20 protein-coding genes and 1 pseudogene are annotated in these 19,461 nt (G+C 72.5%); 3 read left to right on the top strand and 18 right to left on the bottom strand.

The window, feature by feature from the left end:
* Nucleotides 1-271 precede the first annotated feature (271 nt).
* From ACWBNA_RS04900 to ACWBNA_RS04890, 3 genes are all read right to left on the bottom strand, one after another.
* Nucleotides 272-916, bottom strand: coding sequence for a GAP family protein (locus ACWBNA_RS04900; protein WP_482702652.1), 645 nt, complete (start codon nt 914-916; stop codon nt 272-274).
* A gap of 438 nt (nt 917-1,354) precedes the next feature.
* On the bottom strand, nt 1,355-1,762 hold the full coding sequence (locus ACWBNA_RS04895; RefSeq protein WP_482702650.1) for an MFS transporter: 408 nt from the start codon (nt 1,760-1,762) through the stop codon (nt 1,355-1,357).
* Nucleotides 1,720-1,932, bottom strand: a complete 213-nt coding sequence (locus ACWBNA_RS04890) for a hypothetical protein (protein ID WP_482702648.1) — start codon at nt 1,930-1,932, stop codon at nt 1,720-1,722. The genes ACWBNA_RS04895 and ACWBNA_RS04890 overlap by 43 nt, the downstream gene beginning before the upstream one ends.
* Between ACWBNA_RS04890 and ACWBNA_RS04885 the strand changes: the two are divergent.
* Nucleotides 1,861-2,016 (top strand): annotated as a pseudogene (locus ACWBNA_RS04885) (ArsR family transcriptional regulator); the annotation flags it as partial. The gene ACWBNA_RS04890 and the pseudogene ACWBNA_RS04885 sit on opposite strands and share 72 nt — an antisense overlap.
* A 125-nt stretch (nt 2,017-2,141) precedes the next feature.
* On the opposite strand, the gene paaE reads toward ACWBNA_RS04885, so the two are convergent.
* The 13 genes from paaE to pdhA all read right to left on the bottom strand — a co-directional run bounded on the left by paaE (nt 2,142) and on the right by pdhA (nt 14,981).
* Nucleotides 2,142-3,245, bottom strand: coding sequence for a 1,2-phenylacetyl-CoA epoxidase subunit PaaE (gene paaE / locus ACWBNA_RS04880; protein ID WP_482702646.1), 1,104 nt, complete (start codon nt 3,243-3,245; stop codon nt 2,142-2,144).
* A complete protein-coding gene (gene paaD, locus ACWBNA_RS04875) occupies nt 3,242-3,760 on the bottom strand; it encodes a 1,2-phenylacetyl-CoA epoxidase subunit PaaD (RefSeq protein ID WP_482702644.1) in 519 nt (172 codons plus the stop codon). Before paaD ends, paaE begins: the two co-directional genes overlap by 4 nt.
* Nucleotides 3,754-4,620, bottom strand: coding sequence for a 1,2-phenylacetyl-CoA epoxidase subunit PaaC (gene paaC / locus ACWBNA_RS04870; RefSeq protein ID WP_482702642.1), 867 nt, complete (start codon nt 4,618-4,620; stop codon nt 3,754-3,756). Before paaC ends, paaD begins: the two co-directional genes overlap by 7 nt.
* Before the next feature lie 51 nt (nt 4,621-4,671).
* Nucleotides 4,672-4,968, bottom strand: coding sequence for a 1,2-phenylacetyl-CoA epoxidase subunit PaaB (gene paaB, locus ACWBNA_RS04865; protein ID WP_482702640.1), 297 nt, complete (start codon nt 4,966-4,968; stop codon nt 4,672-4,674).
* Nucleotides 4,965-5,903: a 1,2-phenylacetyl-CoA epoxidase subunit PaaA gene (gene paaA, locus ACWBNA_RS04860; protein ID WP_482702638.1), complete on the bottom strand. Its 939-nt coding sequence runs from the start codon at nt 5,901-5,903 to the stop codon at nt 4,965-4,967. The genes paaB and paaA overlap by 4 nt, the downstream gene beginning before the upstream one ends.
* 94 nt (nt 5,904-5,997) lie before the next feature.
* Nucleotides 5,998-6,807 (bottom strand): enoyl-CoA hydratase/isomerase family protein, encoded by an 810-nt coding sequence (locus ACWBNA_RS04855; protein ID WP_482702636.1) that lies wholly within the window; start codon nt 6,805-6,807, stop codon nt 5,998-6,000.
* A gap of 80 nt (nt 6,808-6,887) precedes the next feature.
* Entirely contained in the window at nt 6,888-7,754 is an 867-nt protein-coding gene (locus ACWBNA_RS04850) for a 3-hydroxyacyl-CoA dehydrogenase family protein (protein ID WP_482702635.1), read from the bottom strand.
* Nucleotides 7,751-8,557 carry an enoyl-CoA hydratase/isomerase family protein gene (locus tag ACWBNA_RS04845; protein WP_482702633.1) on the bottom strand — a complete coding sequence of 269 codons (807 nt, stop codon included), beginning with the start codon at nt 8,555-8,557 and terminating at the stop codon, nt 7,751-7,753. The genes ACWBNA_RS04850 and ACWBNA_RS04845 overlap by 4 nt, the downstream gene beginning before the upstream one ends.
* Complete coding sequence (locus ACWBNA_RS04840; RefSeq protein WP_482702631.1) at nt 8,554-9,735, bottom strand: thiolase family protein; 1,182 nt, start codon at nt 9,733-9,735, stop codon at nt 8,554-8,556. Before ACWBNA_RS04840 ends, ACWBNA_RS04845 begins: the two co-directional genes overlap by 4 nt.
* Nucleotides 9,725-11,428: a phenylacetic acid degradation protein PaaN gene (paaN, locus tag ACWBNA_RS04835; RefSeq protein WP_482702629.1), complete on the bottom strand. Its 1,704-nt coding sequence runs from the start codon at nt 11,426-11,428 to the stop codon at nt 9,725-9,727. Before paaN ends, ACWBNA_RS04840 begins: the two co-directional genes overlap by 11 nt.
* Before the next feature lie 78 nt (nt 11,429-11,506).
* Nucleotides 11,507-12,838: a dihydrolipoamide acetyltransferase family protein gene (locus ACWBNA_RS04830; RefSeq protein WP_482702627.1), complete on the bottom strand. Its 1,332-nt coding sequence runs from the start codon at nt 12,836-12,838 to the stop codon at nt 11,507-11,509.
* Nucleotides 12,835-13,854 (bottom strand): alpha-ketoacid dehydrogenase subunit beta, encoded by a 1,020-nt coding sequence (locus ACWBNA_RS04825; protein ID WP_482702625.1) that lies wholly within the window; start codon nt 13,852-13,854, stop codon nt 12,835-12,837. The genes ACWBNA_RS04830 and ACWBNA_RS04825 overlap by 4 nt, the downstream gene beginning before the upstream one ends.
* Nucleotides 13,855-13,859: 5 nt before the next feature.
* On the bottom strand, nt 13,860-14,981 hold the full coding sequence (pdhA, locus tag ACWBNA_RS04820; RefSeq protein WP_482702623.1) for a pyruvate dehydrogenase (acetyl-transferring) E1 component subunit alpha: 1,122 nt from the start codon (nt 14,979-14,981) through the stop codon (nt 13,860-13,862).
* A gap of 120 nt (nt 14,982-15,101) precedes the next feature.
* On the opposite strand from pdhA, the gene ACWBNA_RS04815 reads away from it, so the two are divergent.
* Complete coding sequence (locus tag ACWBNA_RS04815; protein ID WP_482702621.1) at nt 15,102-15,602, top strand: Lrp/AsnC family transcriptional regulator; 501 nt, start codon at nt 15,102-15,104, stop codon at nt 15,600-15,602.
* Nucleotides 15,603-15,613: 11 nt separating this feature from the next.
* Here ACWBNA_RS04815 and ACWBNA_RS04810 read toward each other — a convergent pair whose 3' ends face one another.
* Nucleotides 15,614-17,311 carry an aldehyde dehydrogenase family protein gene (locus ACWBNA_RS04810; protein WP_482702620.1) on the bottom strand — a complete coding sequence of 566 codons (1,698 nt, stop codon included), beginning with the start codon at nt 17,309-17,311 and terminating at the stop codon, nt 15,614-15,616.
* A gap of 5 nt (nt 17,312-17,316) precedes the next feature.
* Nucleotides 17,317-18,363: a histidinol-phosphate transaminase gene (locus ACWBNA_RS04805; protein WP_482702618.1), complete on the bottom strand. Its 1,047-nt coding sequence runs from the start codon at nt 18,361-18,363 to the stop codon at nt 17,317-17,319.
* A 376-nt stretch (nt 18,364-18,739) separates the two neighbouring features.
* Here ACWBNA_RS04805 and ACWBNA_RS04800 point away from each other — a divergent pair, with 376 nt between their 5' ends.
* Nucleotides 18,740-19,399, top strand: a complete 660-nt coding sequence (locus ACWBNA_RS04800; RefSeq protein WP_482702616.1) for a hypothetical protein — start codon at nt 18,740-18,742, stop codon at nt 19,397-19,399.
* Nucleotides 19,400-19,461 lie beyond the last annotated feature (62 nt).

The following is a 19,461-nucleotide window of genomic DNA, read 5'->3' as shown; positions in this document are numbered from 1 at the left end:
AGCTTGTGTCGGCTCATGGTGCGGAGCACGCCGCCTGGTTGGCTGCGAGCCGCTGACCCCGCACCTGCTCGCTGCGCCGCTACTCACCCGTCAGCCGCTCAGGCGCGACGACCGGTTCCAGAGCTCTAAGGTGATGATCTGATAGCTGCGGGAAGCCGCCCACGAGCGCGGTCGACAGGAGCAGGGATCTCGGGCGGGTGGTACCTGTCCGCAGCGGCAAGCGGGCTCCGGCACGTCCTGTGTCCTGGACGAGATCAGCCAGCCGTCCGTGTCAGGCGACCAGCTCGACGATGCTCCGGGCCGTCAGCCACAGGCCGAGAAGCAGGGAGAGCGTGACGATCAGCTGTTCCTGGTGCTGCTCCAGCCAGCTCCGCAGGGCGTTCAACCGGGCGTTCGCGGCCGCGGGCGCCCGGACCATGTACATCTCCATGACGATGAGGCTCAGTGTGGCCAGCAGGCAGTAGCCGGTCAGGGCCAGCCAGCCGGCGAGAGTGGAGAGGTTCGCGTCCACGGCGGTCGCGGCGCCGACGCCGACCAGTGCCCAGGGCTGCAGCAGCCATGCCAGGCCGGCTGCCGTGGCCGGGGAGGCGTTGTCGATCCGGGCGGTCCAGCGTGGCGGGCCGTGCGGGCGGGGCGGTCGACGGTGGCGGTATGCGCCGTACAGCACCAGTGCCAGGCCGATGGCGAGTTTCGCAACGATCGCGGCGGTCGAGGGCACGCTGTGACGGGCCGGAGGCTGACCGCCGGTCAGCAGCACCACGCAGGCGATCACCACGATCAGGTTGGCCAGCCACGACAACAGGAAGGCCAGGCCCTGGCGAATGCCGCGCCGCGAGGAGAGCAGCAGAATGAAGGCGCTGTTGTGCAAAGGCCCCAGGGTGACGGCCGTACCGATCACAACCAGGTCGAAGACCATCGGATCAGTCGCTCCTGGATATCAGGGCCGTCTGCCACCTGGACGGACGGACCGGTCGGCGGAGGAAGGCGGCGCTGCTGCGGTGCCGCATCTCGACTCTGCGGGTGGCGGCCCGGCCGGTCAAGCAGGCCACACCCGCATGGCGGCACCGGTCCCCCGGAGGACTACTTCCGGGCGAGCATGGCCTCGGCCCCTGCTTCGAGGGTGGCAGGTTGCTGCATCCACTCATCCTGGTTGACCGAGCCCGAACCCGCCCAGCGTGAAGCGCTCCGGGATCGGTGCAGGCTCCATGCGTTGACTCCACCGGCTGTCAGGAACGCGAGCAGCAGCGTCGCGGCCGATGCCGCAGTGCGCAGGGGGGTGATGATCGCCGAGGCTGTCATACGGGCCGGCCGCCGGGCCGGATGCCCGGATCGCCGCAGCCGGTGCCGGGCCGTGTCAGGCGGGTTCGGGCACCCGGCGCCGACTGGCGAGGACCACGAGGCCGCCTATGACCGCAAGGCTCATCAGGGCGGTGGCGAAGATGGTCGCTCCGGTGGTCAGTCCCACCGCGTCGCTGAGGTAGCCGGCCGGCACCGGCAGGATGCCCGCCGGAACGTAACCGCCCACGTTGAGCGCCGCGTTGGCCTCGGCCAGCCGCTCTGGTGGGACAGTGGAGTTGAGCAGGGACAGTCCGCCGAGCTGGCCCATGCCCTGGCCGGCGCCGGCCGGCAGCGCGGAGGCGATGAGCACGGGGACCGACGACATGTGCACGGCGATGATGAGCGTCACCATGCTGGCGGTGGTGCTGACCGCCCCAGCGATCAGGATCGTGCGCCGGCGCAGCTTCTGGACCGCGAACTGCACGCCGGTGGCGGCGAGGCCATGACGAACGCCATGGCCCCGGCGACGATCCGGCTGGTGGTGCCGAGCAGGCCGGACAGCAGCGAGGGGCCGAACGAGAGCACGAACGAGGCGCCCTGCGCGAGGCGGGCATCACCCGCCGGCGCCAGTACGGCCTGGAACGCCGCAGCCACGTCCGAGTCGACGACCTCAACGCCCGTTTTCCCGGCCTCCTGGACCTGGTGACGGCATGGACTCCGGACTCACCGTCACAGTGAGCTGACGCGGAAGGGCGCGGGCGTGGCTCGATGCGTGAGGCGACGGCGTACCAGGGCGTTCGTGTCTGCCTCGGCCAACCGCACGAGCCTTCTTCCTCGATGGGCCGGGTCTGCCTCCGACACTCTCACCTGTCGAAGTCGACCGTGAGAGTGTCGGAGGCGGCATAGGTCTGGCAGGTGAGGACGTAGCCTGCCGAGACCTCAGCCGGTTCCAGGGCGTAGTTGCGGCGCATGTCGGCGTCGCCGTCGGTGACGAGCGCGCGGCAGGTTCCGCAGACGCCGCCCTTGCATGCGAACGGCAGGTCCGGCCGGGCCTGTTGGGCGCCGTCGAGGATGCTGCGGTGGCGTGGCGCGGCGAACGTGGTCGCCCGGCCGTCCAGGACGACGGTGACCTCGCTCTCGGGGCCTCGGTCGGTGGTGTCTTCGCGGTCGGTGGTGGCCGGCGTGGGCGGATCCTCGTCCGCGTGGAACAGTTCCTGGTGGACACGGTCCGCCGGGACCCCGAGCGCGGTCAGCAGCGTGCGGGTGTCGCGCACCAGGCCGTGCGGGCCGCACAGCCACCAGTGGGCGACCTCCCGGACGTCGAGGAGCGCGCCCAGCAGTGCGGTGAGCCGCGCCGTGTCGAGGCGGCCGGAGAGCACCTCGGCCTCGCGCGGCTCGCGGGACAGGACGTGGGCGAGCTGGAAACGGGCCGGGTACCGGTCCTTGAGGTCGGCGAGTTCGTCCGCGAACATCACGGTGCCCGAGCGCCGGTTGCCGTACAGGAGCGTGACCCGCGCGTCCTCGTCCGCGGCGAGGACGGACGCGGCGATGGACAGCATCGGCGTGACACCGGACCCGGCGGCGACGAGCACCTGGTGGCCGAAGCCGCCGGTACTGGCCGGATCCGGGGTGAACGCACCGGCCGGGGCCATGACCTGCAGGGTGTCCCCGGCGCGTACGCCGTGCACGAGCCAGGAGGAGAACAAGCCGCCCGGTACCACGCGGACGCCGATGCGCGGCGCCGTACCGGCCGGTGAGCAGATCGAGTACGAGCGTCGTTCGTCGTGACCGTCGATCTCGCGGCGCACGGTGAGGCACTGACCGGGCCGGAACGCGAACTCGGCGGCCAGGTGGTCGGGGATGTCGAAGGTGAGAGCGGCCGCGTCGGCGCACAGCGGTTCCACGGCGGACACCCGCAGGGCGTGGAAGCCGGGGCGACGGTGGGACCGAACAGGGGACGGAGTCATGGCAGGTCCTTGACGTGAGGGAAGGGCTCCAGACACGTGCGGCACCGACGCAGTGCCGTGCAGGCGGTGGCGGCGAAGGGCGAGATCTCCTCGGTGTCGGCCGAGGCGCAGCGCGGGCAGGGAACCTCGGGCGGCTTGACGGTCAGGCTCAGCCAGGTCCGGGCCGGTGCGGGACCCGGCGCGCTGCGTGGGCCGGGCGGTGCGATGCCGTGCTCCGTCAGCTTGCGGCGGCCCTCGTCGGTGATCCGGTCGGTGGTCCACGGCGGGTCGAGCACCGTGACCACCCGAACGTCGGCGAAGCCGGCGGCCAACAGCCGGGCCGCCACCTCGGCGCGCATCTCGGCCACGGCGGGGCAGCCCGCGTACGTCGGGGTGAGCCGTGCGACGACGGTTCCCTCCGGCGTCACCTCGACGCCGTGCAGCACCCCGAGGTCGGCGAGCGTCAGCATCGGCAGTTCGGGGTCGGGGACCTCCGCGGCGATCCGCAACGCCCGCTCCGCGGACGCCGTCACCACGACGCGTCCGGATGGGCGCGGGCGACGCTCTGCAGTTCGGCGAGGAGGGGCGCCAGGTGCGGGGTGTGCTGACCGTTCCTGCCCGAACCCGCGACCGCGGACGCCGGCGGGTCGAGCGGGGACACCTCGGCGGAGCGGTTCAGCCCGGCGTCGGCGAGCACGTGGAACAGCTCAAGCCGGGTCCGCGCGGCTACGGCGGCTGGATCCGCGCCGAGGCGTGCGGCCGTACCGTCCGACAGCAACTCGTCGAGCCAAGGGGCGAGTTCGTCCAACGCGGCCCGCATCCGTGCGGCGGACTCGTCGGTGCCGTCCCCGAGCCGGACCGTCCACTCGGCGGCCCAGCGACGGTGGTAGGCCAGCTCCTTGACGCTCTTCGCGGCGATCGCGGCCAGCACCGGGTCGGGTGCGGTGGCGAGCGCCTCGCACACGGCCAGCCGCCAGACGGACAGCACCAGCAGGCGGGCGACGGTGAACGCGAAGTCGCCTCCCGGCAGTTCGGCGAGGCGAATGTTGCGGAAGTCCTCCGGATCACGGAAGTAGGCGTACGCGTCCTCGCCACGGCCCGTGCCGTCGGCCCGGCCCGCCCTGGCGTACAGCAGACGGGCCTGGCCGAGGAGGTCGAGTCCGATGTTGGCCAGCGCCAGCTCCTCCTCCAACTCCGGGGCGCGGGTGCACCATTCGGCCAGGCGCTGCGCGGTCACCAGGGCGTCGTCGCCGAGCGCCAGACAGCAGGCGGCGAGGTCTTCTGCGTCCACCCCGTCGGGCACTGTCTGGTCGACGCCGTGCAGCGGGTCGGTGAACCCGGTGCCGAATGCCCACCGCGAGCCCTCGCCGTCGACGTACAGGTCCTCTTCGGTCATGCGCTGCTCCTGGATGTTCCTGGGGGTTGTCGGACGTCTCGTCGGACGTTCCTAGATGTGGGGGACGTCGTCGGGGATGTCGTAGAAGGTGGGGTGCCGGTAGACCTTGTCGCCGCTGGGCGCGAAGAAGGGATCCTTCTCGTCGGGCGAGGAGGCGGCGACGGTGTCCGAGCGCACGGCCCAGATGCTCACGCCCTCGTTGCGCCGGGTGTAGAGATCGCGGGCGTGCAGCAAAGCCATGTCGTCATCGGCGGCGCGCAGGGAGCCGACGTGGACGTGGTTGAGCCCGCGCTTGCCGCGGACGAACACCTCGTACAGGGGCCAGTCGCCGGTGCTCGTCGTGCTCATGCCGCCGCTCCTTCCCGCAGCCGGGCGGTCCGCTTGACGGCGTGCGCGGTGGCGGCCCGCCGTACCCAGGCGCCCTCCTCGTGGGCGGCCCGCCGACGGGCGATCCGCTCGGCGTTGCACGGTCCGGCACCGGAGACGACCCGCTTCAGTTCGTCCCAGTCGGGGGCGGAGAAGTCGTGGTGGCCGCGTTCCTCGTTCCACCGCAGGTGCGGGTCGGGCAGGGTGACGCCCAGCTTCTCGGCCTGAGGGACGGTCATGTCGACGAAGCGCTGTCGCAGGACGTCGTTGGAGTGCCGCTTGATCCTCCAGGCCATGGAGCGCGCCGAGTTGGGGGAGTCGTCGTCGGGCGGGCCGAACATCATCAGGGACGGCCACCACCAGCGGTCGACGGCGTCCTGCACCATGGCGCGCTGTTCGTCGGTGCCGCGCATCATCGTCAGCAGCAGTTCGTAGCCCTGCCGCTGGTGGAAGGACTCCTCCTTGCAGACGCGGACCATGGCACGTCCGTACGGGCCGTACGAGGTGCGGCACAGCGGGACCTGGTTGCAGATGGCCGCTCCGTCCACGAACCAGCCGACCACCCCGACGTCGGCGAAGGTGCGGGTGGGGTAGTTGAAGATCGACGAGTACTTCTGGCGGCCGTCGATCAACCGTTCCGTCATGTCGGTGCGGTCGGCGCCGAGGGTCTCGGCCGCCGAGTAGAGATAGAGCCCGTGCCCCGCCTCGTCCTGCACCTTGGCGAAGAGGATCGCCTTGCGGCGCAGCGAGGGTGCCCGGGTGATCCACTCGCCCTCCGGCTGCATGCCGATGACCTCGGAGTGGGCGTGCTGGGCGATCTGCCGGACGAGGGTGGCCCGGTAGGCGTCGGGCATCCAGTCGCGGGGTTCGATGCGCTGGTCACGGGCGATGGTGTCCTCGAACAAGGACATGTTCATGGAGGCGGGTGTGTCTTGCCTGGGTGCCTTTCGCATGGGTGTCTCTTGCGGGGGTTTCGGTGACATGGGTGCTCCGTTCATGGATGACGGGCGGTCAGCGGCCGCGGAAGACCGGGCCGCGCCGTTCGAGGAAGGCGGTGACGGCCTCGCGGTGGTCGTCGGTGGTGCCGAGCCGCCGCTGGACGACGGACTCGCGCTCCAGCGCCGCCGGCAGGGCCGTGATGGCCGCCGACCGCAGCAGTGTCTTGGTCTCCCGGTGCGCGGCGGTGGGCCCGGCGGCCAGCGCGCGGGCCAGGGTCACTCCCTCGGCGGGGGCCGAGCCGTCCGCCACGACGCGGTGCACCAGCCCCCACTGTTCGGCGTCCCGTGCGGAGAAGGTGTCGCCGAGCAGCATGAGGCCGGCGGTGCGGGAGGGGCCGAGCTGCCGGGCCAGGGCGCGGGCGACGCCGGAATCCGAGGCGAGGCCTACACCGCCGAACGCGGTGGCGAAGCGGGCGCCCTCGGCAGCCACGCGCACGTCGGCGCAGAGCGCGAGGCCCAGTCCGGCACCGACGCAGGAGCCCTCGACCGCGACGACGAGCGGGATCGGCAGCGCGTGCAGCTCCTTCACCAGCGGGTTGTAGTGGTCGGGGATGTTGGCGAAGGCGGTGGCGGGCGAGGTCTTCAGCAGCTGGGCGTGCTCCTTGAGGTCCTGGCCGACGCAGAAGTGGCGACCGCGAGCGGTGATCAGGGCCGCCCGCACCTCACGCCGGGCGTCCGTGGTCAGCCGTCGGGCGGCCATGAGGAGGGCGCTGCGCAGGTGTGCGTCGAGCGCGTTGCCACCCGTGCGTCCGCGCAGTTCGATCACGGCCACGGCATCGGTGACCTCGTACGAGACACCGTGCGACGCAGGGCTCTCGCTCACTGTCGGCGGTCTTTCGGTCGATGTCGACGCTCTTTCGCTCACCGTCTTCGGTCGTTCGGTCGATGGCGACGGTCTCTCGCTCACTGCCATCGGTAGAACCCCTGACCGCTCTTGCGGCCCAGCTCACCGCGGGCGACCTTCTCCCGCAGCAGCCGCGGCGGCGCGAACCGCTCGCCGAGCGCCGTGTGCAGGTGCTCCGCGATGGCGAGCCGTACGTCGAGTCCCACCACGTCGGTGAGGCGCAGCGGGCCCATCGGGTGCCGGTAGCCGAGGCGCATGGCCGTGTCGATGGCCTCCGGGTCGGCGACCCCTTCCTCGGCCATGCGGATCGCCTCAAGACCGAGGGCGAGGCCGAGGCGGCTGCTGGCGAACCCGGGTGAGTCCTTGACGACGACGTCCTCCTTGCCGAGGGCGTGTGTCCAGCGGACCGCCGCGGTGCGGGTCGCTTCGCTCGTGTCGGGGGCCAGGACCAGTTCGACGAGGCCGGAGACGGGCACGGGGTTGAAGAAGTGCATGCCCAGGAACCGTCCGGGATGCCGCAGCACGGCCGCGAGTTCGGTGACGGACAGGGAACTGGTGTTGCTGGCCAGTACGCATCCGTCGTGCACGACGTCCTCGGCGGCGGCAAGCAACTCGACTTTGAGGGACGCGACTTCCGGCACGGCCTCGACGACCAGGTCGGCGTCGTGGGGCAGTTCGTCGACCGAGGAGACCACGGCTACCCGGTCCGGCACGCCGAGGTCCGACAGCCCGGCGAGGGTTCCGCGCTCGGCCGCCTGCCGAAGTCCCGTGGCGATCCGCTCCATCGCCGCGGCGGCCGCGGAACCGTCACGTTCCACGACGACCACGCGCGACCCGGCGGCCGCGAACGACTGCGCGATACCGGCGCCCATGCGACCGCCGCCGATCACCCCCACCACGGGCGGTGGTGCTGCTGCCGAGGTCATGCCCGGCCTCCCTTCTTCTCCAGGAAGCGCGTCATGCGCTCCTCCTTGTCCGGGCTCTCGAAGAGCACCGCCTGGGCGAGGTCGTCGGCCACGGGGTGGGCCCCCGAGGCGTCGGTGACGAGCTTCGTGAGCCGCAGGGCGAGCGCCGAGGAGCGGGCCATCCGGTCGAGCAGCGCGTGCGCCTCGGCGGTCAGCCGGTCCGCCGGTACGACGTCCATGACCAGCCCGCAGGCGAGTGCGGCCCGGGCGTCGAGGGTGCGCCCGGCGAGCAGGAGCTGCTTGGCCACCGACTCGCCCACCAGTTCGCGTAGCCGCCAGCACGCACCGGCGCCGGCGAGGATGCCCAGGCCCGGCTCGGGGTTGCCGAAGACCGCGTCCGTCCCGGCGATCCTGAGGTCGCAGGCGTACGCCAACTCGGCGCCGCCGCCCAGTGCCCAGCCCGGCACGGCGGCCAGGGTGGGCAGCGGCAGCCTGCGTACCCGCTCGAACAGGCGGCTGTTGATCCCCTCCAGCGCCTCGTCCCGGCCACGCCGCCGCAGTTCGCCGATGTCGGCACCGCCGGCGAAGACCCCGCCGTGCCCGGTGAGCAGCAGGAGCTTCGGGGAGCCCTCCAACTCCTCGCACACGCTGTGGAGTTCGGAGATCATGCGGCCGTTGATCGCGTTGCGGGCGGCGGGCCGGTGCAGGGTGACGACGACCCGGTCCTCGCGCTCCTCGACCGACAGCGTCTCGTACGCCGGTTTCCCGTACGGCGCGTTCACGTCCGGCGGCGTCTCGTGCGCCGGTTCGTCGCGCGTGTTCATATGCGTTCCACGAGCATGGCCACGCCCTGTCCGACCCCGACGCAGAGGGTCGCCAGGCCTCGCCGGCCGCCCTCCCGTTCCAGTCGGCCCAGCAGGGTGAGCAGGATGCGGGCGCCGGAGCAGCCGAGGGGGTGGCCGAGGGCGATGGCGCCGCCGTCGGTGTTGACGCGGTCAGGGTCGAGCTTCAGCCGGTGCATGACCGCGAGGGCCTGGGCGGCGAAGGCCTCGTTGAGTTCGATCGCGTCGAGGTCCTCGGCCGTCCAGCCCGCCCGCTCCAGGGCCTTGGTGGTGGCCGGCACCGGGCCGAGCCCCATCAGGCGGGGCTCGACCCCTGCCGAGGCCGTGGTGACGACTCGGGCGCGGGGAGTCAGCCCGTAGCGCTCCACCGCCGCCCCGCTCGCCACCACCAGGGCTGCGGCCCCGTCCGACAGCGGCGAGGAGTTGCCCGCGGTGACGATGCCGTCCTGCCGGAACGCGGTGCGCAGGCTGCCCAGCCTCTCCAGCGTGGTGGTCGGGCGCGGTCCTTCGTCCTCGGTCACCTCACCGTCCGCCACCGGCACCGGGACGATCTCCGCCGCGAAGCGGCCCGCCGTCCGCGCGGCCACCGCCCGACGGTGGCTGCGCAGCGCGAAGGCGTCCGCCTCCAGGCGGCTGATGCCGTCCAGGGCGGCGACCTCCTCCGCGGTCTCGCCCATCGACAGGGTCGTCGTCGCGGCGAAGCGGGGGTTGGTGAAGCGCCAGCCGAGTGAGGTGTCGTGGACGTCGCCGGGCCGGGCCCAGGGCGTGCCCGGCTTGGCCGTCACCCACGGCGCACGGGTCATCGACTCGACCCCGCCGGCCACGACCAACTCGGCCTCGCCCGCACGTATCGACTGAGCGGCGGACGCGACGGCCGTGAGCCCCGACGCGCACAGCCGGTTGACGGTGTATCCGGGGACGGTGTGCGGAAGTCCGGCCAGCAGTACGGCCATCCGCGCGACGTCCCGGTTGTCCTCACCGGCCTGGTTCGCGGCGCCGAGGATCACCTCGTCCACGGAGCCGGCCGGGGCCCCGGCGCGTCGCACGGCCTCGCCGACGACGAGCGCGGCCAGGTCGTCGGGGCGGACGGAGGCCAGCGCCCCGCCGTAACGGCCCTGCGGGGTACGGGCCCCGTCGATCAGGTAGACCTCATCGGACATCGGTGTGCTCCTCGTGCTCCTGGTCGGGTGCGTGGCGGCGGGACTGGAGGACGGAGAACCGGCCGGTGACGAACGCCGGGTCGGTCAGGGTCGCGTTGGCGGCCGGGTTGGCCGACGTGCCGTGGAAGTCGCTGAAGGCGGCGGACTGGTTGGGGAACACCTCGCCGGTCAGGTTCTCCGACAGGTGCACCCCCGCCTGAAGAGCCGTCGCACGTGACGCCGCCAGCACGTCCTCGCCGGTCGCGTACACGCAGGCGGTGAGCGCGCCGTGGCGCCGTACGGTGTCGTGCAGGACGCGCAGGGAGTGCGCGGTGTCGTCGGTGGCGATGACGAAGGAGACCGGACCGAACCACTCGTCCGTGTAGGTCTTCTCGTCGGCCTCGGCGTCGAGCCGGACCAGCAGTGGGGTGCGCACGACGGCGTCTGGGTGGTCGGGGTGTGACAGGGCACGGGAGGGATGCGCGATACGGCCCAGGGCGGTCGCCTCCTCCAGACGCGCGAGGACTCCGCCGTTCACGATCGCGCCGAGGGTGGCGGCGGCGCGGGTCGGGTCGCGGAGCAGGCGGTCCAGCGCGGAGCCCAGATCGGCGGCGAACTCGTCGGCCGTACGCGGACCTTGGTCGGTGGGGAACCCGTCGCGGGGGACCAGGATGTTCTGCGGGGTGGTGCACATCTGCCCGCTGTAGAGCGACAGCGAGAACGCGAGGTTGCGCAGCAGTCCGGCGTAGTCCTCCGTGGAGTCCACGACGACGGTGTTGAGGCCCGCCTTCTCCGTGTGCACGGCGGCCTGGCGGGCGTTGGTCTCCAGCCAGTCGCCGAACTCGCTGGAACCGGTGAAGTCCACGATCCGCACGTCGGGGTGGGTGGCCAGGGCGGGAGCGATGCGCTCCTCGGGCGACGAGGCGGCCAGCAGCACCAGGTCCGGGTCGAAACCGGCCTCCGCCAGCACCTCGCGGGCGATCCGCACGGTGATCGCCAGCGGCAGCACGGCCCGCCGGTGCGGCTTGACGATCACCGGGTTGCCGGTGACCAGGCTCGCGAAGAAGCCCGGATAGCCGTTCCAGGTGGGGAAGGTGTTGCAGGCGATGAGCACGGCCACACCACGGCCGACCGGGGTGAACGTCTTCTCCATCACCAGCGGTCCGCCCCGCCGCCGGGGCTTGCTCCAGCGCGCGGTGGCCGGGTGGCGCCGCTGCGCCTCCCAGGCGTACGCCACCGCTTCGAGGCCGCGGTCCTGGGCGTGCGGGCCGCCCGCCTGGAAGGCCATCACGAAGGGCTGGCCGGTGGTGTGCTGGACGGCGTGCGCGATCTCGAAACTCGCCGTGTTGAGGCGGGCCAGGATCTCGGCCGCCACGCCGGCCCGGACGTCGGGGCTCGCCGAACGCCACGCCGGGGCCGCGGACTTGGCGATCGCCACGGCGGCCTCGGGCGCCAGATGCGGGTAGCTGATGCCGAGGGGGAAGCCGTACGGCGACACCTCCGTGGCCGGGACGGTGCCGGCGCTGGGGTGCCCGTCGAGTGGGAACGGGCGGTCGAGGAGGGCGCGGAAGGCCCCCTCGCCCGACTCCGGCGTTCCGGCCCCGTACACCGAGGCGCTGGGGATTTCCGGATACGGCGTCCAGTAGCCGCGGTCTGTGGTGCGGGCCACCGCCTGTTCGAGCAGGGCCGCGTGGCGGGTGTAGAAGGCTGACATGAGAACTCCAGGCCGAACGTTCGGTCGGTTGGTGGGTGGAGTGCGCCCAGGCGCGGGGCAACAAAGGGGGAGGGTTGGTCAGACGTCGGCGAGCAGGACTGCCGGGCGCTCCACGCAGTCGGCCACGAAGCGCAGGAAGCCGCCTGCGGTACCGCCGTCGCAGACCCGGTGGTCGAAGCTGAACGACAACTGCGTGACCTTGCGGACGGTCAACTCACCGTCCACCACCCAGGGTTTGTCGATGATGCGGCCCACGCCGAGGAGCGCCGCCTCCGGGTGGTTGATGATCGGTGTGGAGCCGTCCACGCCGAACACGCCGTAGTTGTTGAGGGTGAAGGTGCCCCCGGTCAGCCGGTCGGGCGGCAGCTTTCCGGTCCGGGCCAGCTCGGTCAACCGGGCCAGTTCGGCGGCCAGTTGGACCGTCGTCAGTCGGTGGGCGTCGCGGACGACGGGGACGACAAGGCCGCGTTCGGTCTGGGCGGCGAAGCCCAGGTGCACCTCGTCGAAGCGCAGGATCTCCCGGCGTTCGGTGTCGACGGTGGAGTTGAGTTCGGGGTAGCGGCGCAGACCGGCGACACAGATGCGGGCGAACAGGGCCAACAGGCCGATGCGGCGGCCGGGTTCGGCGGCCTCCAGCGCCCTTTTGGCCTGGAGCAGGCCGGTCGCGTCCACGTCGACCCAGGTGGTGGCGTCGGGGATCTCGGTGCGGCTGCGCGCGAGCTTGTCAGCGACGGCCTTGCGGATTCCGCGCAGGGGGATGCGGACGGGGCCGTCGCTGGCGGGCTCCGGGGTGGCGATGGATGCGGTCGAGGCCGGTTCCTGTCGGGCGACGGCCTGTTCCACGTCCCGCCGCAGGACGACCCCGGCCGGACCCGAAGGGGCCAGCTCGGCGAGGTCGATCCCGTGGTCCCGGGCCAGCCGCCGGACCAGCGGCGAGATGACGCGGGGAGCATGCGCCTCCGTGACCGGTGCGGGTGCGGGTGCGGGTGCGGGCGTCGCCGTTGCGGCGGCCGTACGTCGGCGGCGACGGCGCGGCGCCGGTTCGTGCCCGGTGCCGTAGCCGATCAGGACGTTGCCGGAACCGGCCTGCTCCTCCTCGCGGTACCGCTCGGCGGCGGTGGTGTCCAAAACGGTCGGCTCCGGTGCTGCGGCTGCCCCAGCCCCCACCGTGATCAGCGGTTCCCCCACCCCCAGCGGCGTACCCGCCTCCGCGTGCAGCCGCAGCACCGTGCCCGCGTACGGCACCGGCACCTCCACCGCGGCCTTGGCGGTCTCCACCTCGACCACGATCTGGTCGATCGTCACGGTGTCGCCGACGGCGACCTTCCACTCGACGATCTCCGCGTCGGTCAGGCCCTCGCCGAGGTCGGGCAGCCGGAACAACTGCTCCTGCGACGTCGCGGTGGTCATGCGACCGCTCCCTTCACCAGGTGCCGGGTGTCGGGCTCGTCGGAGAACTGCAGGCGGTCGACGGCGTCGAGGATCCGGTCGACGCCGGGCAGGTGCGCGTGCTCCAGCTTCGGCGGCGGATACGGGATGTCGAAGCCGGCCACCCGCAGCACGGGAGCGGCGAGCGAGTGGAAGCAGCGCTCCTGCACCCGGGCGGCGATCTCCGCACCGACTCCGGCGAAGCCCTGCGCCTCCTGCACGACCACACAACGCCCGGTCCTACGGACCGACTCCGTGACGGTCTCGTCGTCGAAGGGCACCAGCGTGCGCAGGTCCACGACCTCCAGCTCGATCCCGTCCTCGGCGGCGGCCTCGGCCGCGGCCAGCGCCACCGGGACCGACGGGCCGTAGGCGACGACGGTGGCGTCACGCCCCGTCCGCCGGATCGCCGCCCGTCCGAACGGCAGCGCCCCGCGTGTCTCAAGGTCGGTGTCCTCGCGCGACCAGTACAGCTTCTTCGGCTCCAGGAACACCACCGGGTCGGGGTCCGCCACAGCGTCCCGCAGCAGCCAGTACGCGTCCTCGGCCGTGGCCGGGGTGACGACCTTCAGGCCCGGTGTGTGCGCGTAGTAGGCCTCGCTGGAGTCGCAGTGGTGCTCGACCCCGCCGATTCCGCCCGCGTAGGGGATGCGGATCACCATCGGTAGGCCGATCCGGCCCCGGGTGCGGTTACGGGTCTTGGCGACGTGCGAGGCGATCTGCTCGAACGCCGGGTAGGCGAAGGCGTCGAACTGCATCTCCACCACGGGCCGGAAGCCGCCCATCGCCATGCCGACCGCCAGCCCGACGATGCCGGCCTCCGCGAGCGGGGTGTCGAAGCAGCGCTGCTCGCCGAAGTCGCGGGTCAGCCCGTCAGTGATGCGGAACACTCCGCCGAGCGGACCGACGTCCTCGCCGAAGACGAGGACGCGTTCGTCCTCGCGCAGCGCGTCGCGCAGGGCGGTGTTGAGCGCCTGCGCCATCGTGACTTTGGCCATGGTCGTCAGTTCTCCTGGGTCTGGGCGGATTCGGCGAGCTCGACCGCCAACTGGGCACGCTGTTCGCGCAGTTGTGGGGTGGGCTCGGCGTAGACGTGGTCGAACAGCTCCAGCGGGTCCGGCACGGAGTCCGCGTTCAGGCCGGCGCGCACCCGTGCCGCCAGCTCCTCGGCCTCCTCCCGCAGGGCCGCCACGGCCTCGTCGGTGAGCGCGCCGCGCGAGCGCAGGTACGCCTCGAGGCGGTCGACCGGGTCGGCGGCCCGCCACTGGTCGACCTCGTCGTCCTCCCGGTAGCGGGTGGCGTCGTCGGCGTTGGTGTGCGCGTCCATGCGGTAGGTGTGCGCCTCCACCAGGACAGGACCCTGGCCCGCCCGCGCGTGCTCCACGGCCGCCGTCAGCACCGCCAGCACCGCGACCAGGTCGTTGCCGTCGACCTGCTCGGAGCGCACCCCGTAACCGATGCCCTTGTACGCCAGGGCGGGCGCCGCGGTCTGCCGGGCCAGCGGTACGGAGATCGCGTACTTGTTGTTCTGCACGAAGAAGACGACCGGGGCGCGAAAGACCGCCGCGAAGTTCAGCGCCTCGTGGAAGTCGCCCTCGCTGGTAGCCCCGTCCCCCACGAGCGCCATCGCCACGCCGTCCTCGCCCTTGCGGCGCAGCGACTCGGCCATGCCGACGGCGTGCAGCACCTGGGTGGCCAGCGGGGTGCACTGGGGAGCGACACGGGTGGCGGCGGGGTCGTAGCCGCAGTGCCAGTCGCCGCGCAGCAGCGTCAGTACCTCGACCGGGTCGATGCCACGGGTCACCAGGGCGACGGAGTCACGGTAGGTGGGAAACAGCCAGTCGTCCGTGCGCAGCGCGAGCACGGCGCCGATCTGGCAGGCCTCCTGGCCACGGCTGGAGGGGTAGACCGCAAGGCGGCCCTGCTTGGTGAGGGCGGTCGCCTGGGTGTCGAACCTGCGGCCCAGGACCATGCGCCGCCAGGCATCGAGCAGGGTCTCGACGTCGGGCTCGGTGTAGTCGGCCGGCGGCTTGGCGACCGGGGTGCCGTCCTCGGCCACGAACCGCACCGGCACCGGGGACGGCAGGAGGCCCTGGACCGTCTGTCGGAGGCTCTTCACAGACATGGAGGGCACTCGCTTTCTCTGGACACTTGACAGGAGAATGGTGACTACTACGGAATATGTGTTCAATAGCTCGGCCGAACTGGCGATGAACTGCCGATCACATAGGTCTTGGAGGACAAAGTGTCCGAGGAAAGCTCGCTGCCGACGGCAGTGGCCGGACGAACTGCCGTCCCGCTCGACGACATCGACCGGCAGATCCTGAGCCGGCTCCTCGAGGACGGCCGGATCTCGGTCCGGGCCCTCGCCGAGCAGGTGCACATCTCCCGGGCCAACGCGTACACGCGCATCGGCCGGCTCGTGGCCGAGGACGTCATCACGGGCTTCACCGCGCAGCTCAACGCCCAGCGGGCGGGCCTCGGCACGAGTGCCTACGTGACGCTGTCCACCGACCAGAACGCCTGGCGCGAGATCTCGCGCGAACTCCGGGAGATCCCCTACGTGGAACATGTCTCCCTCGTCACGGGCGACTTCGACGTCCTGGTGCTGGTGCGGGCGCCGGACAACCTGGCGCTGCGCAAGGTGGTGCTGGAGAGCATCCAGGCGGTGCCGGGCGTGCGCTCCACCCGCACCTGGCTCGTCTTCGACGAGGTGCGGGGGCGCGGTGCCACCTGGACGGTCTGAAACGGGTCCGGTCATACGTCGATGAGTTCGGCGGTGACCTCGAACCCGGCCGGTGCCGGGACGGCAGCCGCCGGCGGTGCGTGCCTCCGGGAGCGCACGACGCGGAACCGCCCGGTGACGAAGTGGGCGCCCGCGCCCGGCAGTTCGGCGAGGGCCGAGGACGGGTCGGCGGGCAGGTCGTCGAGGTTCTCCACCAGGTGCACCCCGGCGTCCAGCGCCGCCGTCCCGGCGGCGGCCAGCACCAACGGGTCCGTGGAGTGCACCGAGGCGTAGAGCGCCCCGTGCCGCGCCACCGTCCGGCGCAGGAGCGCCAGGCTGTGCGAGGTCGAGTCGGTACCCACCAGGAAGGTCACCGGTCCGGGCCACTCGCGCGTGTAGACCCGCTCGTCCGAGGCACGCAGCCGCACCAGCAGGGGGCTGCGCAGATCGGCCTCCGGGTGGTCGGGGTGGGCCACGGGGCCGGAGGCGTGCAGGACCGGGCCGTGCCGCGCGGCCTCCGTCAGAGCGTCGCGTACCTCGTCGGTGGTGACCGCGCCCAGCACCCTCGCCGCGCGGGCGGGATGCCCGAGCAGCCGGTCGACGGCGTCAGCGAGGTCGGCCCCGAGGTCCCGCAGCGTCTTGTGCCCTTCGTCGGTGCTCAGGCCCCGCTCGGGTACCAGGATGTTCTGCGGCGTGGTGCGCACCACGCCGTTGCATCGGCACGCGGCGAGGGCGAGACCCCGTACCAGGCTCCGGTAGTCGTCGGTCGAGTCCACGACCACGGTGTTCAGGCCGGTCCGGTCGGCGAACACGGTGGCCTGACCGGCGTGTTGCTCCAGCCAGTCGGCGAAGCGCGCGGAGCCCGTGAAGTCGACGATGCGCACCGCCGGGTGCGTGGCCAGCCGCCGGTGCACCTGCCGCTCGGGTTCCGCCACCGCCAGGGTCACGAGGTCGGCGGAGTGACCGGCCTCCGCCAGCACCTGCCGGGCGACCCGCACCGTGATCGCCAGCGGCAGCACCGAGCGCGGATGCGGAGCCACGACCACCGGGTTGCCGGTCACCAGGCTGGCGAACAGGCCCGGACAACCGTTCCAGAGCGGGAAGTCGGGACAGCCGACGAGCAGCGACACCCCACGGGGCACGAGGACGCAGGTCCCCCGCAGCGCGCGCGACCGCCCGCCCCGTTGGGCGCTCTCCCAGTGCTGGTCGGCCGGGAGACGTTCCGACTCGGCGAAGGCCCGGGCCACCGCCTCCAGGGCACGGTCCTGGGCGTGCGGGCCGGCGGCGCGGAAGGCCGCCTGGAGGGACTGTCCGGTGGTGTGGTGCGCGGCGAGGGCCAGTTCGTGGCTGCGCGTGTTGAGCCGGCGCAGGATCTCCACGGCGAGCCCGGCGCGCTCCTGCGGCCCGGCGGCCCGCCAGCCGGCCGCCGCCCGCTCGGCCGCCGCGACCAGCTCAGCGGGATCGCAGCGCGGGTAGGCGACGGCCGGACCGACGCCGTACGGCGACGACTCGGTGCGGACGAGGCCGAGCTCACCGGGCTGCCCCAGGTCGAAGGGCCGTCCCAGCAGCGAGCGGAACACCTTTCCCCCGGTGCGGGTCGACCTCATGCCCGCGTCGGCCGCGTCCTGGCCGGTCGCCTCGGTGAAGGGGCGACGGCACTCGCCGGCGGCGATCGCGCGGACGACGCTCTGCAGCAGCTCGCGGTGGCGCTCGTAGGGACCGGGGCGCATGGCCGTCAGCCTCTCCGGCTCGCGGCGAGTGCGAGGAAGGCGTCGTTCTCCTCCGGCAGCCCGACCGTCACCCGGACGCCCTCGCCGGGGAACGGCCGGACCACGACCTTCCCGTCGGCGCAGTGCCGGGCGAAGTCCGCGCTGTCGTCGCCGAGCGGCAGCCAGACGAAGTTGGACCGGGACTCGGGTACGTCGTGACCCAGCGCCCGCAACCGTCCGGTGACACGGTCGCGTTCGGCGACCGTGAGGGCGGCCCGCCGAGCGACCTCCGCGCCCTCGCCGAGGGCGACGACGGCGGCCCGCTGGGCGAGGGCGCTGACGCTGAACGGCACCTGCGTCCGACGCACGTGCGCGGCGATCCCGGGTGGCGCGACGCAGTAGCCGACGCGCAGTCCCGCCAGCCCGTACGCCTTCGAGAAGGTCCGCAGCACCGCCACGTTCGGCCGGTCGCCGAGGAGGGCGAGGCCGTCGGGGACCCGGTCGGGATCGGCGTACTCCCGATACGCCTCGTCGACGACGATCAGCACGTCCCGCGGCACCCGGTCGGCGAAGTCGCTCAGGGCGCGCGCCCCGACCGCCGTGGAGGTCGGGTTGTTGGGGTTGCACACGAAGACCAGCCGGGTCCGGTCGGTGATCGCCGCGGCCATGGCGTCGAGGTCGAGGGTGTGGGCGCGCAGCGGCACCCGCACCGCCGTACCGCCTGCCACGGCGGTGAGGATCGGGTACGCCTCGAACGAACGCCAGCCGAAGACGACCTCGTCACCGGGCCCCACGACGGTGTGCAGCAACTGCCCGCACACCTCGGAGGAACCGGCGCCGACCGCGATCCGGTCGGGCTCGACCCCGTGGTGCGCCGCCAGGGCCTCGACGAGCGAGGCGGCGTGCAGATCGGGGTACCGCGAGACGCCGCCGGCGGCCTCCGCGAGGGTTGCGGCCACCCCCGGCAGCAGGCCGTAAGGGGACTCGTTGCTGGCCAGCACGACGGCCCCGGGCAGTTTGAGGCCCGGGACGTAGGCGGGCAGCTGGGACAGGGACGCACGGACACGCACCATGCTGGTCTCGCTTCTGCAGCGCTGGGACCCGAGGCCTGGCCGTCGGGCACTTGACAGGCACATCGTGAAGAGAGGACGACAAGCGTTCAACAGTTTGGGAAATTCGGCTACGAATCGCCGAAATCGGGGCAGTGGATCGGCAAACCGTCTCCCGGCGAACCCTGCGGGACCTTTGGTGCGAGACGGACGGCACACCCCGTGTCGGACCCCGGGTCGCCTCCTTGATCACGAGACGGACACAGCGGCCCATCGAGGCCCCCGCCGCGGGCAAGGCGCCAGCAGACTGCTCGCCGCCCCGGGCAAGGCGCCAGCAGACTGCTCGCCGCCCCGGGCCGCGCGATGTCCGCGGCCCGTCCCGTTGTGATCGAGGGAGACCATGCACAGCACCCAGACCCGCTTGCGCCACGGAGCCCTGACGGCAGGCGCGGCGGTCCTCGCCGTACTCGCCGTCGGCTGCTCGAAGGCCTCCGCGGGCGCGCAGACCGGCGGCTGCCGCGAGGACGGCGACTGGTCGGGACGGCAGCAGGCCGCCTGGCTGCGGACCGCGGTCGCCTTCCACGGGACGGCCGACGGGGCCGGACCGTCGTACGCGAAGGCATCGGTCCTCGTCCGCCCACCGCGTACGGGCGATGTCCGGGTGCTGTGCCAACCGCTCGCCGTGCAGGTCGGGTTCTGGACCTTTACGGCCACGACGACGGGAACGGAGAGGGCGTTCGTCATGCGCTACCGGCTGTCCACGGACGGCAGTGGGACCCGGACCGTTGGCTTCCCCGTCGGCCTTCCCCTCACGCAGGACGGCACCTGCACCCGGGTCCTTGTGGCGGTGTACGCGGGCCCAGCCCTGGATGACGACCAACTGCCGAAGATGACACGGGACGTGGCCACCGCCGGGGACGCGGACGTGCGGTTCGGGACGGAGCGGATCGGTGCGCACCGGCTGCTCCCGGCGAAGGATTCCGCACAGTGTGACGCGGGCCGGTCGACGCCGACCCCCTCACCCACCCTGTCGACGAGCTGGGACATTTATCATCCGTGACGCGGTCACGACCGGGTCGTCGGCCGCAACCGTGGTCTCTTGTGCGGCGTGTGATCAGGTGG

The organism is Streptomyces sp. Q2, assembly GCF_056820935.1.
This window is presented reverse-complemented; position numbering and strand designations above follow the sequence as displayed.

Bases quoted from the DNA above. Each gene is read 5' to 3' on its own strand.
- ACWBNA_RS04825 (WP_482702625.1), bottom strand. From the start codon at position 13,854: ATGGCCAAAGTCACGATGGCGCAGGCGCTCAACACCGCCCTGCGCGAC.
- paaB (WP_482702640.1), bottom strand. From the start codon at position 4,968: ATGAGCACGACGAGCACCGGCGACTGGCCCCTGTACGAGGTGTTCGTC.
- ACWBNA_RS04800 (WP_482702616.1), top strand. From the start codon at position 18,740: ATGCACAGCACCCAGACCCGCTTGCGCCACGGAGCCCTGACGGCAGGC.
- ACWBNA_RS04900 (WP_482702652.1), bottom strand. From the start codon at position 916: ATGGTCTTCGACCTGGTTGTGATCGGTACGGCCGTCACCCTGGGGCCT.
- paaN (WP_482702629.1), bottom strand. From the start codon at position 11,428: ATGTCAGCCTTCTACACCCGCCACGCGGCCCTGCTCGAACAGGCGGTG.
- ACWBNA_RS04840 (WP_482702631.1), bottom strand. From the start codon at position 9,735: ATGTCCGATGAGGTCTACCTGATCGACGGGGCCCGTACCCCGCAGGGC.
- ACWBNA_RS04805 (WP_482702618.1), bottom strand. From the start codon at position 18,363: ATGGTGCGTGTCCGTGCGTCCCTGTCCCAGCTGCCCGCCTACGTCCCG.
- ACWBNA_RS04850 (WP_482702635.1), bottom strand. From the start codon at position 7,754: ATGACCTCGGCAGCAGCACCACCGCCCGTGGTGGGGGTGATCGGCGGC.
- ACWBNA_RS04845 (WP_482702633.1), bottom strand. From the start codon at position 8,557: ATGAACACGCGCGACGAACCGGCGCACGAGACGCCGCCGGACGTGAAC.
- paaE (WP_482702646.1), bottom strand. From the start codon at position 3,245: ATGACTCCGTCCCCTGTTCGGTCCCACCGTCGCCCCGGCTTCCACGCC.
- ACWBNA_RS04830 (WP_482702627.1), bottom strand. From the start codon at position 12,838: ATGACCACCGCGACGTCGCAGGAGCAGTTGTTCCGGCTGCCCGACCTC.
- ACWBNA_RS04810 (WP_482702620.1), bottom strand. From the start codon at position 17,311: ATGCGCCCCGGTCCCTACGAGCGCCACCGCGAGCTGCTGCAGAGCGTC.
- pdhA (WP_482702623.1), bottom strand. From the start codon at position 14,981: ATGTCTGTGAAGAGCCTCCGACAGACGGTCCAGGGCCTCCTGCCGTCC.
- paaA (WP_482702638.1), bottom strand. From the start codon at position 5,903: ATGAACATGTCCTTGTTCGAGGACACCATCGCCCGTGACCAGCGCATC.
- paaC (WP_482702642.1), bottom strand. From the start codon at position 4,620: ATGACCGAAGAGGACCTGTACGTCGACGGCGAGGGCTCGCGGTGGGCA.